Origin of the sequence: Synechococcus sp. W4D4, assembly GCF_047716805.1 — a bacterium.
Classification (GTDB): domain Bacteria; phylum Cyanobacteriota; class Cyanobacteriia; order PCC-6307; family Cyanobiaceae; genus Vulcanococcus.
Genome location: NZ_CP180404.1, coordinates 531007 through 543917, shown reverse-complemented (window position 1 = coordinate 543917; position 12911 = coordinate 531007). Strand labels below are relative to the sequence as shown.

15 protein-coding genes are annotated in these 12911 nt (G+C 61.9%); 2 read left to right on the top strand and 13 right to left on the bottom strand.

Annotation, left to right across the window (positions count from 1 at the left end; genetic code table 11):
* Positions 1–25 precede the first annotated feature (25 nt).
* From ACLM42_RS03070 to ACLM42_RS03010, 13 genes are all read right to left on the bottom strand, one after another.
* Complete coding sequence (locus ACLM42_RS03070) at positions 26–367, bottom strand: hydrogenase maturation nickel metallochaperone HypA (protein WP_247911386.1); 342 nt, start codon at positions 365–367, stop codon at positions 26–28.
* Positions 360–821 (bottom strand): hydrogenase maturation protease, encoded by a 462-nt coding sequence (locus ACLM42_RS03065; RefSeq protein ID WP_415399684.1) that lies wholly within the window; start codon positions 819–821, stop codon positions 360–362. The genes ACLM42_RS03070 and ACLM42_RS03065 overlap by 8 nt, the downstream gene beginning before the upstream one ends.
* Positions 822–831: 10 nt before the next feature.
* Positions 832–2268 carry a Ni/Fe hydrogenase subunit alpha gene (locus tag ACLM42_RS03060; RefSeq protein WP_415399683.1) on the bottom strand — a complete coding sequence of 479 codons (1437 nt, stop codon included), beginning with the start codon at positions 2266–2268 and terminating at the stop codon, positions 832–834.
* 10 nt (positions 2269–2278) lie between these two features.
* Positions 2279–2842: an oxidoreductase gene (locus ACLM42_RS03055; protein ID WP_415399682.1), complete on the bottom strand. Its 564-nt coding sequence runs from the start codon at positions 2840–2842 to the stop codon at positions 2279–2281.
* Entirely contained in the window at positions 2839–3552 is a 714-nt protein-coding gene (hoxU, locus tag ACLM42_RS03050) for a bidirectional hydrogenase complex protein HoxU (RefSeq protein ID WP_415399681.1), read from the bottom strand. The genes ACLM42_RS03055 and hoxU overlap by 4 nt, the downstream gene beginning before the upstream one ends.
* Positions 3549–5105, bottom strand: coding sequence for a NuoF family protein (locus ACLM42_RS03045; RefSeq protein ID WP_415399680.1), 1557 nt, complete (start codon positions 5103–5105; stop codon positions 3549–3551). The genes hoxU and ACLM42_RS03045 overlap by 4 nt, the downstream gene beginning before the upstream one ends.
* Entirely contained in the window at positions 5102–5542 is a 441-nt protein-coding gene (locus ACLM42_RS03040) for an NAD(P)H-dependent oxidoreductase subunit E (protein WP_247911391.1), read from the bottom strand. The genes ACLM42_RS03045 and ACLM42_RS03040 overlap by 4 nt, the downstream gene beginning before the upstream one ends.
* A 55-nt stretch (positions 5543–5597) precedes the next feature.
* Positions 5598–7982 (bottom strand): phosphoenolpyruvate synthase, encoded by a 2385-nt coding sequence (gene ppsA, locus ACLM42_RS03035; RefSeq protein WP_415399679.1) that lies wholly within the window; start codon positions 7980–7982, stop codon positions 5598–5600.
* Positions 7983–8009: 27 nt separating this feature from the next.
* Entirely contained in the window at positions 8010–8321 is a 312-nt protein-coding gene (locus ACLM42_RS03030) for a hypothetical protein (protein WP_415399678.1), read from the bottom strand.
* 434 nt (positions 8322–8755) lie between these two features.
* Positions 8756–9001 (bottom strand): DUF1651 domain-containing protein, encoded by a 246-nt coding sequence (locus ACLM42_RS03025; protein ID WP_247911394.1) that lies wholly within the window; start codon positions 8999–9001, stop codon positions 8756–8758.
* A gap of 724 nt (positions 9002–9725) precedes the next feature.
* A complete protein-coding gene (locus tag ACLM42_RS03020; RefSeq protein ID WP_247911395.1) occupies positions 9726–9965 on the bottom strand; it encodes a TIGR03643 family protein in 240 nt (79 codons plus the stop codon).
* A gap of 4 nt (positions 9966–9969) precedes the next feature.
* Positions 9970–11229: a cytochrome P450 gene (locus ACLM42_RS03015; RefSeq protein WP_247911396.1), complete on the bottom strand. Its 1260-nt coding sequence runs from the start codon at positions 11227–11229 to the stop codon at positions 9970–9972.
* A 182-nt stretch (positions 11230–11411) separates the two neighbouring features.
* Positions 11412–11609 (bottom strand): hypothetical protein, encoded by a 198-nt coding sequence (locus ACLM42_RS03010; protein WP_247911397.1) that lies wholly within the window; start codon positions 11607–11609, stop codon positions 11412–11414.
* Positions 11610–11713: 104 nt separating this feature from the next.
* On the opposite strand from ACLM42_RS03010, the gene ACLM42_RS03005 reads away from it, so the two are divergent.
* Positions 11714–12718, top strand: coding sequence for a lysozyme (locus ACLM42_RS03005; RefSeq protein WP_415399677.1), 1005 nt, complete (start codon positions 11714–11716; stop codon positions 12716–12718).
* Entirely contained in the window at positions 12715–12897 is a 183-nt protein-coding gene (locus tag ACLM42_RS03000) for a hypothetical protein (RefSeq protein WP_247911399.1), read from the top strand. Before ACLM42_RS03005 ends, ACLM42_RS03000 begins: the two co-directional genes overlap by 4 nt.
* Positions 12898–12911 lie beyond the last annotated feature (14 nt).

The window sequence follows — 12911 nt, the reverse complement described above, 5'->3', positions numbered from 1 at the left end:
GTTCGCAGCCACAGGTTCCGCACATTCAGGTCACCTCCAAAGCCACCAACTCCAGCTCTCGTCCCTGGAGCACCTCAGCGCACAACAGCCCGCAAAGCGGGCAGGCATAGATCAAATCCCTGGGAGCGAAGGGGGACTGACACGACCTGCAGAAACAACGCGTGGGGACGCGCTCGAGCTGAAGCGTTGGCTCACCCCAGGAGCCTTGGGAGACCACCACGGAAAAGGCCTGCTGAAGCGCAGAAGGATCGACTCCGGAGAGATCTCCAATCCGCAGGTGCACCCGCTCCATGCGACTGGCCCCCTCCCGCTGAGCGGCTTCAGAGGCCAAGCGATAGAGCTCCTCCATCAGCGCCAATTCATGCATGGCCCACTCCCCAAGCACGAGCCAAGGCCAAGGCGGCGGAACAGCTCGTCGCCGTTAAGGGAGAGAGCCGATCACCGTGGCGCCATTGGAGAGCGGGGATCAGCAACTGCCAAGCCGGTGGGTGATGGCCATAGAGCGCCAGGGTCAAGGCCAGCACCCCCTCGGGATTGAGCTGATGACTGAACGGCTGGCTCAGCAGTGCCGCCTGAACAGGTTCAACGGCGAGAGCCGCCCACTGCAGGCAACGCCGGGGATCAACCGTGGCATCGATAAACAAGACCCGACTGGCCTGATGCACCTGAGCCACGAGCTCGGGCAGGAGCTGGTGCACGGCGAGGGCGCGAAAGCCAGCCGGATCCTCCTCTTGCAGGGCCATGGCGATGCGATGGCCAGCACTGTCATCGCCACGGAGAACCTGTCCGATGCCGACGATCAGGGGGAGTGCCTGACTCATGTGCAGCTCCTCATCCCCGCATGAGCTCTTGGAGCAGCTGGCCATCACGACTCCAAAGCTGCAGCTGCAGAGGCATTTGACCGGCGGCGTGGGTGCTGCAGGAAAGGCAGGGGTCGTAGCAGCGAATGCCAGCCTCCACCCGATTCAGCAGCGCCTCCTGGAGACGTGATCCATGGAGGTAGTGCTGAGCGATCTGGGTGATGGTGCGATTCATCGCCCGCACGTTTTGCCCCGTAGCGATGATCAAATTCACCTGCGCGATCAGACCGTTGTCATCGACGCAGTAGTGATGCAACAGGGTGCCGCGAGGCGCTTCGCCAACCCCCACAGCCTCACGGCCATTCAGCTCCGCGTAGGCACGCACATGGGTTGCGGTGATCTCAGGATCATCGAGCAACTGCTGCATCTGCTCGAGACAGGCCAGGATTTCCACCAAGCGCGCTAGGTGATACAGCAAGGAGGCCGTCACCACCCGGCCACCACGCTGACGGAACTCCATCAGCTCCCGATCAGCCCTGTCGGTGCCAATCCGCTCACACAAATTCAGGCGGGCCAGTGGACCGACGCGATAGGCGCCAGCCTCCGGTCCCAAGGGCCGGTAGTAGGGCGCTTTGAGGTAGCTCGAGGCATCGACGGACTCGGCAATCCAACTGGAGTAGTGCTCAGGCTGCAGGCCATCGGCCAACCGCCGCCCCTCGCTATCGATCACGCGAATGCCGAGACAGCTAGGGCCATCGCAATGCTCCCAGCGATCCCCGTGGGCCACCAGGCCAAGAAACAGAGAAGGGAAAGCCCCGAAGACCTCCAGTTCCTCGCGCAGTTGCTGATCGAGCAACTGCTTCAACAACGCCAAGGCGTGATCCACCACGACGAAGGCTTCGGGCAAACCGCTGCAGATCTGATCTCGGCCGGAGCGGCTCAAGGGACTGCGAACCCCACCTGGCACGGCCCAGGCCGGGTGAATCTTCCTACCCCCCAGCTGATCGATCACGCCCTGGCCAAACTGCCGCAGGCGGATGCCATTGCGAGCCAGATCCGGGTTGGCGGCAATCAGGCCGAACAAGTTGCGCTGCGCAGGATCGCTATCCCAACCCAAGACCAAGTCAGGGCTGCTCAGGTGAAAGAAAGAGAGCGCGTGCGACTGAATGATCTGGGCAAGATTCATCAAGCGACGCAACTTCTCAGCCGCCGGTGGAATCGAGACCGCCAAGAGCTTGTCACCGGTCCGCGCCGCTGCCAGTAGATGACTCACTGGACAGATTCCACAGATACGGGCGGTGATTCCCGCCATTTCCGTAAAGGGACGTCCGCGGCAAAACGCCTCAAAGCCCCGGAACTCTCCGACGTGCAGCTGGGCGCTCTCGACGGCTCCCTGGTCGTCCAGCTGGATTGAAATTTTGGCGTGGCCCTCGATGCGGGTCACCGGATCAATACGGATCGTTCGCATCGAAAACACGTCACCCCAATCGGATCTGATCGCGGCCCTCCAAGCGCGGCGACTTCCCCTGCAACAACGCCTCAAGAACGAGACGAATCCGCTGCGCGGATGGGGGGCATCCCGGTAGGTAAACCTCCACCGGCACCAGCTCATGGACGGGGCGCACCGTCTCCAGAAGGTCCGGGATCAAGCCGGGTGCATGGGGCAGCTGGGCGGTGTTCTCAGCCAACTCGAGATAGGCGCGTTGAAGCACCGCCTGAGGGCCGCCAGAGGCATTGCGCAGGGCGGTCACATTGCCGCTGATGGCGCAGTCGCCAAAGCTGATCAGGGTGCGACTGCGCGCGCGGACAATCTTCAGCAAGTCCAGGTTGTCGGTCGTGGCCACAGCCCCCTCCACCAGCGTGATGTCCACGGCCTCGGGGAAGATTTTCTGGTCAGAGGCAATCGGGCTGTAGACGATCTCCACCTGGTTGGCCAGCTCAATGAGCCATTCATCGAGATCCAAAAAGGACATGTGGCAGCCGGAACAGCCACTCAGCCAAACGGTCGCCAGACGGGGCTTGGCACCGGAGAAGCGAGTCATGGCTGCTCCCGGCGCAGGCGAGCCTGCATGAGTGCAGTCAGGCGCGCTGGGTCGTCCTGTTTCTCTTCGCAGCCCTCGCCTTTTCGAAACAGGGCTCCCGTGGGGCAAACCTCAACACACTTGCCGCAATTCGTGCACGCATCAACGGAACCCCAAGGCTCAGCTAAGCCGGCAATGATTTGGCAGCGCTCCCCACGCCAGCCCACATCCCAGACGCTCGCGCCCTCCACCTCAGCGCACACCCGCACGCAGCGGGTGCAGAGGATGCAGCGGTTGTGGTCAAGCCCGAATTGCCGATGAGAGAGATCAACAGAGCGATCCGGATAGCGATAGGGAAGACGGCTGTGGTCCATGCCGACCTGAACCGCTAGGTCCTGCAACTCGCAATGGCCATTGGCCACACAGACAGCGCAGACATGGTTGCCTTCCGTGAAGAGCAACTCGGTCAGGGTGAGACGCATCTCCTGCAACCGTTGACTGTTGGTCTGCACGCGCAGGCCCTCCGAGACGCTGGTGATGCAGGCGGGCAGTGGCCTTGGCTCGCCCTCAACCTCCACCAAACAGAGCCGACAGGCCGCCACCGGCGACAGCCCCTCCAAGTGACACAGCGTGGGCAGTGGGATCTGCGCTTTCCGAATGGCCTGCAGCAAGGTCGTCCCCAATGGAGCCTGAATCGGGCGCTGATCAATCCAGAGCTGACAGCGACTCATGGCTCCTGCAGCAAGGCCAAGTAATCACTGCGGAAGTGACGCAGTGTGCTGAGCACAGGATTCGGTGCGGTTTGCCCCAAACCACACAGGCTCGCGCTGGCCACCGTCTGGCAGAGGCTTTCCAGGGCGGCAAGATCCGCCGTTGTCCCGCGCCGCTCCAGCAGTTTGCGCAGAAGCATCTCCAGTTGCACCGTGCCCGAGCGGCAGGGGATGCACTTCCCGCAGGACTCCTCACGGCTAAAGGCCATGAAAAATGCTGCGAGCTCCACCATGTTGGTGGACTCATCCATCACCACCATTGCCCCTGAACCCAGACTTGAGCCCAGATTTCTCAGGGTCTCGTAGTCAACTGGTGTATCGAGAGCAGTGGCGGGAAGGCAACCGCCGGAGGACCCTCCGGTTTGCACAGCCTTGATCCGCCGGCCCTGGGGAGCGCCCCCGCCGATGGTCTCCACAAGGAGGCGCAGCGGCGTTCCGATCGGCACCTCCACCACGCCACAGCGATGCAGGTGACCGGTCAGGGAGAAGACCTTGGTCCCGACGCCATAGGAGCCAACCCCATCCCGAAGTAATGGCGGGATCGTGGCCAGGGTTTCCACGTTGTTGATCAGGGTGGGCCAGCCAAAAACACCCTCGGCGGCTGGGTAGGGAGGTCGCGGGCGAGGGACTCCACGGCGCCCCTCGATCGACTGCATTAAGGCCGTTTCCTCGCCGCAGACGTAGGCACCAGCCCCAACCCGCAGCTCGATCGCAAAGCTGAAGGCCTGGCCGGCAATGGACGACCCCAGCCACCCCCGTTCCTGGGCCTGATCGATGGCAACGCGCAGCCGTTCGATCGCCAAGGGGTATTCCGCCCGCACGTAGATATAGCCGATCTGGGCACCTACGGCGAAGGCCGCAATGGCCATGCCCTCGAGGAGTGCATGGGGGTCCCCCTCCATCAGGGTGCGATCCATGAAGGCACCGGGATCCCCCTCATCGGCATTGCAGACCACACACTTCTTGCCAGATGGCATCGCAGCGACGGCGGCCCACTTCAAACCCGTGGGGTAACCGGCGCCGCCGCGTCCACGCAGGGTGCTGGAGCGCACTTCTGCAACCACGGCCTCTGGGTCGTCTTGCGCAAGGACGCGATGCAAGACCGCATAGGCACCATGGGCCAGGGCATCGTCGATGCAGGTGGGATCGAGTCGGCCGCAACGGGCCAGGACCAATCGACGTTGCCCAATCCAGAAGGGGTCACTCGCCAGAAATTCCTGGGCATTGGCTGGTTGCCAGTCCTCGAGGGCCTGGTGTTCAGCGGCCCGCTCCAGGCTCTCGGCGATCTCCGCGGGGCCGGAGCTCAGCGCTGACCAGAGCCGTTCCCCTCCGGAGGAATCCGGTAGCTCCAGGCTGAAGAGCGGTCCCGCACTACACGGACCAAAGCAACCCACGCCCTTGACCCTGAGGCGTGAGGGGAAACCACGTGCGACTCGATCAAGGGCTCGCTGCAACACCGCACCACCACGACTGCGGCAACCGGCTGAGCTGCAAACCCGCAGGCAGCTCCTCACGTCCTCAGCCTCCTTAATCCGGCCAGCACGGTCTCGCCACTTTGGTGATTCCAGACCTCCTCATCCACCACCACCAAGGGGGCACCACTGCAGGTACCGATGCAGCGCACCTGCCCGAGCTCGACACCCATGGAGGACAAGGGCTGCCGTTGCAACTCGGCTAGCAGTTGGCCGCCCCCCTGCACAAAACAAGCCGTTCCGGTACACACCCGGCAGCGGTGGGGAGTCGGTGGAGTGAAGCGAAACAGGTGATAGAAACTGGCGGTGGCCTGAACGCGACTCAGGGGTAACTGCAACCGTTGCGCCAGATCACGCAGCAAGGGCTCACTGAGATAGCCATCGCGTTCCTGGGCCGCATTCAATAATTCGATCAGGCCATGGGATTGCCCGCCAAAGCGCCTCAGAAGTCGCTCAAGGGAATCAACCTTTTGCGGCATGGAAAGCACACCCCGCCCATGGCTTCACGCTAAGAAGCACAGGCCAATCGCAGGCTCAAGCTTCGCTGCAGTTCTGCTCCAACTCGGCGACATGCATTCGCGTATTGATCACAACATCGGGGTTGAGGCTGATGGAATCAATCCCCTCCTTCACTAAAAAAGCCGCGAACTCGGGATAGTCGCTTGGAGCCTGCCCGCAAATGCCGACCTTGCGGCCGCAACGCTTTGCCGTGCGAATCGCCAGACGGAGCATCTCCAACACCGCTGGATGGCGTTCATCAAACAGATCAGCCACCAGGGCCGAATCGCGATCAAGTCCAAGGGTCAGCTGGGTGAGGTCATTGGAGCCGATCGAGAAGCCATCAAAACGTTCAGCAAAGGCCTCCCCCGCCATCACATTGCTTGGCACCTCACACATCACATAGACCTCGAGTCCCCGCTCCCCACGGACCAATCCGTTTTGAGCCATGACGGCTAAAACCCGATCTGCCTCCTCCGGGGTGCGGCAGAAGGGAATCATGGGAATCACATTGACCAACCCCATCTGCTCGCGCACCCGCAGCAGCGCCTGACACTCTAAAGCAAAGGCATCTCGGAATCCCGGAGCGTCGTAGCGGGAAGCTCCCCGCCAGCCAATCATTGGGTTTTCCTCGATCGGCTCAAAGCTGCTTCCACCAAGCAACTTGGCGTATTCATTGCTCTTGAAATCAGAGAAACGCAGGATGACTGGCTTGGGATAAAACGCCGCCGCGAGACGGCCCATGCCCTGGGCGAGGCGATCGACGTAGTACTCGGAGGGATGGAGATAGCCAGCGCTCAGCTGAAGGATCGCGTCCCGCTCTTGTCCGTCCATGACCCGATCGGTCTGCAGCAAGGCCATCGGATGCACCCGAATCTGGTTGGCGATGATGAATTCCAAACGGGCCAAGCCAACCCCATCACAGGGAATCGCCGCGAGATTGAAGGCGGCCTCGGGATTGCCCACATTCATCAAGATCTTGGTCCGAGTTGGTGGCAGGTCGCCCACATCGCGCTCGGCCAGATCAAAGGGAAGAGCGCCGCGATAGACGCGGCCCTCATCGCCTTCGCAACAACTCAGGGTGACGATCTCTCCATCGTCGATGGCCTCAGTGGCATCAGTCGCTCCAACGATCGCAGTGATGCCCATCTCCCGGGCAATGATTGCCGCGTGGCAGGTCCGCCCTCCCTGGTTGGTCACCACTCCACTGGCCCGCTTCAGAATCGGTTCCCAGTCAGGGTCGGTCCGCTCTGTGACCAGTACATCTCCGTTCTGAAAGCGGTTGATCTCGCTGGGATGCCTCAGGATTCGCGCAGGGCCTTGACTGACTGATGTCCCGATGGCACGCCCCCTGCAGAGCAGCGGCGCCTGGTGGGGCTGCAGGCTCCAGGTGCGCAACACGTTGGCCGTGCGACGGGACTGCACGGTCTCTGGCCGGGCCTGGAGGATGACAAGTTCTCCTGTGATTCCGTCCTTGGCCCACTCGATATCCATCGGGGTGGATTGTCCGCGCTTCTGGCTGTAGTGGTCTTCGATCTGACAGGCCCAGCGGGCCAACTGCAGCGCCTCGGCATCGTCAAGGGCAAAACGCTGCCGCTCGTCCTCCTGAACAGGTTCATTGCAGGGTGTGCCCCGCTCGCCATAAACCATGCGGATCGCCTTAGCTCCGCGCCGCTTGCTGACGATCGGAGCGAAGCCCTGCTGCAGCGTGGGCTTAAAAATCAGGTATTCGTCTGGGTTGACCGCCCCCTGCACAACGTTCTCACCAAGGCCGTAGGCGGCGGTGAGCAACACGGCCTCTCGGAAACCGCTCTCGGTATCGAGGCTGAACATCACGCCCGAGCAAGCCAGGTCAGAGCGCACCATCCGCTGGACACCGATCGAGAGCGCCACGCTGAAGTGATCGAAGCCGTTCAGCTGGCGATAGGAGATGGCGCGATCGGTGAACAGGGAGGCATAGCACTGCCTGCAGGCCTCCAATAGATCGGCCTCTCCCCTCACGTTGAGGTAGGTCTCCTGCTGTCCAGCGAAGGAGGCATCGGGCAGATCTTCAGCGGTGGCACTGGATCGCACAGCCACCGCTGGAGAGCCCAGGCGCTGATAGGCCTCGGCAATGGACTGCTCCAGATCACGGGGGAGAGGTGCGCTCAGCAGCAGCTCTCGAGCGGCCAGGCCAGCCCGTTGGAGCTGCGGCAGATCAGCGACATCCAATCCATTGAGGAGCTGATGCAGCCGGGGCCGGAGTGTTGCGGTCTGCAGATGGTGGCGATAGGCGGCGGCAGTCGTCGCGAAGCCCGCTGGAACGCAGATCCCGCATGGACCCAGGGATCGAATCATCTCCCCGAGGGAAGCGTTCTTGCCTCCCACCACGGGAATGGACTCCAATCCCACCGACTCAAAGGGGAGGACCCAGTTGGACATCCCTTTGCTGTCAGCTGCCATCGAAGATCAGCGCTGTGGTGTCTTCAACGTATTGAGATCAACCTGAGTTGAAGGGGCAGCTCCCAGCCCCTGGCCCTTCACTGAACTCCCCAAGGCCAAGCCAGAGAGGACACTGAGCCCGTGGTTGACGGCTTCATCGATCCGGCCGTTTGGGCGATTGCAGCTAGCAGGCAGCTCCGAAGCCTGTTCGAGCAGGCCCGAGCGATGCAACTGAGCCCAGGTCAGGGCCGTGCAATTGAGCAGATCGAACGCAAGCGTGAAACCTTGGAAGGCCAAGATCCCAGCTGAGAGGCAAACCAGTAAGCGACGGGACTGCATCGGTGCTCGAGCAATGAACACCGGAGGGTTCCGGGGCTAACGAGCGACCAGTTGCACGATGCGGCCGAGATGAGCCATGACCAATGTGTGCCTTGGCAAGCACAGGGAGAACAAAGCCGGCCTGGTGACCGGCTTTTTTCATGGCTCAGCCCTGAGCGTTCAAAGACAAAAAAACGCTCCCGCGAAGGAGCGTTCAGGTGGTGTGAGGAGGAACGTGATGTTCCAGATCTGTCCTAAGACACCACAAGGCCATGTGGGGTGGCAGTCACATCTCCGCACACGTGCGACTGGCGTCCCGTCGGTTGGGCGAGAAGATTCACCTGTGTGAGGAGTGAGGAACTTCATCCGGAGTCGAAACGAGGACAGACGCCCGGATTGTTCCTGACCCCTAGCCCTGCCTTCGGCGGGGCTTTTTTATTGGCCGCGCTGCACCCTCAGGGCTCCGCATAGACACCCCATGCCGGCCTGGTTTTCAGCCAGCCGCAAGCCATCAGCCCCTCCCAGAGAACACGGGCATCGGCTCGGCGCAGGTGATAGCGCTCCTTGAGAAGGGGCAGATGGTCAGGCATCGCCTTGCCCGTATCCACGAACACCCACGTTTCGCGGCCCCAAGTCCGCTGATCCTTGTGGAACCGCACCTGCCAACCGGCCCTTGGATCCCTCAGCCAGGCCTCCTCCATCACCCCACCACACTGGAAGTACAGGTGTACTAGATCGGCTGATTTTTTGCAAGCTCCTCGTCGTTGGGCGAGTGAACCAGTCGATCGGGCCTCTAGGACTGCTGAGGGGTGTGCAGCTTGTTGGGGCAGGGTGTTGAGTCAGGCATCAGCGTCGTTCACGGTTTCCCATCAATAAGTAGACGTACTAATTGCAACGTCGACCTGAGCCGCCAATCTATGTTCATCGGGATACTCCGATGGGTAGGGAGAGCAGACCCCTGAGTCGAGCACTAGGGGTTTTTTCATGCCCAAGAGCAGTGCCGGAGCAACTCCTGCGAAGACAGAGGCGCAGGTGAGGGGCACTGGCAGACAGCGCAACAGCCCCGCCAACTCCAGAGAAATGCGCCGGTCGGTAGGTGGTTGGAGTAGGCCGACCGCGATCACTGGTCGGATCAGTCTTCCGATCCCCCGGAACCGTCATCCATTCCACGCCGCACCAGGGTCTGTGTCACCCAAAGCAGACCCAGAAGCAATGAGGCAACCAGCAGCAGTGACATTGAGAACTGGCAGAGAAACAGAGTGGTTCAAGGCATCCTGGCGAGAACGTTGAGCTGAGGTCGGGAGTGATGCGAGGACTCGGCAGGGTCTTCCGTCTCGGCCAAGGGAGCACAACGAACCCCGGAAGCGGCGGTTATGGCCTCAGATCAGCGGCACGTCCAGTGGTTGGCATGAAGTGTTGCTGAGCTCACTTGTGGCACTTGGCGCGGAAGCGGTTGGAGTGGCTGGTGGCGTCGTGTTTGGTTTGCCGCCCGCTCACCCGTTTGCGCCACATCTTGAACGACGAGGCCTTCATCGACTGGCGCATCAGCTCGATCACCTCCTGTTCAGAAATTCCGAATTGGTAGTTGATTGCCTCAAAGGTGGTGCGGTCCTCCCAAGCCATCTCGATGATGCGATCGAGCTCGTCGGGTTCAAAACTGCGCATGGCGTTAGTGCTGTTTTGCGGTGACCATCAGGCCGTTGCGTGGAGTGGGGCTAGGCACCAGCTGCAAGGAAAGATCCTGGTCTGGCAGCAGCTGCAGCTGCACCTGCTGCAGCAGCCCAACGGCCATCAGCCGGATTTCCAGTTCGGCTAGGGCTTTACCCAAGCAGACCCGTTCGCCACCACCAAAGGGCAGCAGGGTTTGATCAAACGATCCATCGAGATGGCGCTGCGGACGGAACTGCGTCAGATCGGTTCCGCTGCTGGTCGCTGTTGGCGTGAGGGCCACCTGGATCACGCTGTTCTCTGGTACGACCACATCGGCCAGCTCAATGGCCTGCAAGCTGCGGCGGAAGAAGCCGCCCACCGGGGGTGTTTGCCGCATCACCTCCATCACGGTGGCATCCAGCTTTTCCGATTGCGGCGATGTGGCCGCTGGCCATGGAGAGGCCCTCACATCGCTCTGCAGCCAATGCATCACCTCGGGATGCATGAGCAAGGCGCGGAATAGGCAGCTCAGCGATGAGGCGGTGGTTTCGTAACCAGCGAAGAGCAGCAGCAACAGTTGCTCGGCCAGATCGTCGTCATCCAACGGGATCCCTGCCTCATCGAGGCCGCCACTGATGAGATCCAGGCCGCCTTTGTTGCTGCCCTCCTTCAAGACGCCCTTGATGCGGTTCAGCAGCCGCTGGCGGGCGCCCATGGCTTGGGCAAAGGGTGTGCCAGGTATCGCCAAGGGAATCGAGAAGAGGGCCTTGGTCCAGATCTCAAAGTCAGCGAACAATGCGTCTCGGCTGCCTGCATCGAGCCCAAGCACCGTGGTGGCGATCACGGCGAAGGCAAAGCGGCGCATCCGCCCTGCCAAGGGCACTGGGCCATCAGCAGTAATCAGCTCCTCTGCGAGTTCATCCACCAGGCCAATGATTGATGGGGTGTAGCGGGTGAGGGCTGCACTAGAGAACAACTGGCCCACCACGCGCCGACGGGCTTTGTGGCCCGCTCCGTTGCGGTTAGCCAGGGAGCGGCTGCCCAGCAGCTTTTTCACACTCTCCGGCCACCAACCTTCCAGGGACTCGCTTTGGCTGAATAGATCGTTGATCGCCCGTTCACCGCGGATGAACACGATCGGCTGGGCCAGCAGCTTTGTGGCGAAGACATCGCCATAGGTTTCAAAACGCCGCTGGGCAAAGCTCGGATCGCCAAAGAAATCGAAGGCTTCCTTCAGTCCGCTCACAGCACCGGTATTGGGCAGAGGCTTGGCAGGCATTGACCCCGGCGCGCGCAAGCAATCAAGTTATCGATTCGACCCATGCTCCTGACCGTGACATCGCCGTGAGGACAGCGTCAGTGGTCGGCCTAGGTCTTGGCACTGGTGCTCAGCTCAAAGACAGGATCAGTTAGAGACCATCGCTGCCTACTGCGCCAAGACTCTGCAGACGCGCTTGAGAGCTATCCCTCTACAAAGCAGCGAATACGTCGATTGATCCGAGCCAGAATCCTGAAGAGTGGCTCGGCCGCACTGGATCTGGACTCCACCCGGGCATCCAGGCAGGTGGAGCAGAGCACCTGACCTTCGACCCGGCGGTAGTGCTGGGTGGAGCGCTCAATGAAGGTTCCGCACCCCCGGCAGGGAAAGATCGGACTCATGAAGGCGTACTGGATCGGCCCATGCTGCAGAGCCGGATGGGCACTGTCTGCAGCATCGATAGCCAAGGGGCCGGAACCCTTCAGGGTCCTTCACCCCCTTCGCCATGGAGATCAGCGCTGCCGGATTGGACCTGCTCAAAACCTTCGAGGGTTGCCGGCTGGTGGCCTATCCCGATCCCGGCAGTGGCGGAGAGCCCTGGAGCATTGGCTACGGCCACACCGGTACAGACGTCAGAGCGGGGCTAACGATCAGCCAGAGGCAGGCTGAACGCTGGCTGCTGGCGGACCTCAACGACAGCGGGCGCGCCCTCGAGACATTGCTAGCGGGCGTGCCACTGAGCCAGGGACAGTGGGATGCGCTGCTGAGCTTCTGCTTCAACGTCGGAGCAGGGGCATTGCAGCGATCCACCCTGCGCAGGCGGCTGCTGGCTGGAGAAGCACCAGCACGGGTGATCCGCGAGGAGCTCCCCCGCTGGATTCGGGGATCCCGCGGCCCCCTGGCAGGGTTGATCCAGCGCCGAGCCGCCGAGATTCAACACGCCGAACGCCACAGTTCAATCGCCCTGGCGGTGCCCTACTGCTGCCAGAACAACAGCGCCACAACGCAGGGCCCGCGCATGTGCTTCAGCTCGAGCTGCGCCATGGCGGTGGAGTTCCTGCGGCCCGGGTTCTTTCAAGGCGGCAGACAGATCGACGACCAGTACCTCGAGCTGGTGCTGCGCTATGGCGAGAGCACGGAGGCAACCGCCCAACTGCAGGCGATCAAAGCCTGCGGCCTGGAGGCCCAGTTCCGCCAGGATGGATCGATCAAAGACCTGATCGCGTCACTGCAGCAAGGCATCCCAGCGCCGGTGGGCTGGCTGCATCTCGGATCGGTGGAGCAGCCAACCGGTGTGGGGCACTGGAGCGTGGTTGTGGGCTGGGATCCGAGCAGCCGAACCTTTCTGATGCATGACCCCAACGGCGAAGCTGATCTCATCGGGGGCGGCTACGTCACGACCGCCATCGGCAGCGGCCAAGCCCAGCGCTATTCCGAGCACAATTGGGGACGGCGCTGGATGGTGGAAGGTCCAGGCAGCGGCTGGTGGATGGAGTTCCGCAAGCCATGAACTGCGACTTCTGCCAGCAGCCTGGGGACCTGCACTACAGGATTCGCACCCAGGCCAGTGCCAGCTGGCGCTTCGCCTGCCCCAGCTGTTGGCAGCGACAGAGCTCACTGCCTGGCTACCAATACGGAGGAACCCGCAAAGCGAACCGACGCGAGCGGGAGAAACGCAAACGGCGCTAAAGGCGGCAGGCGTC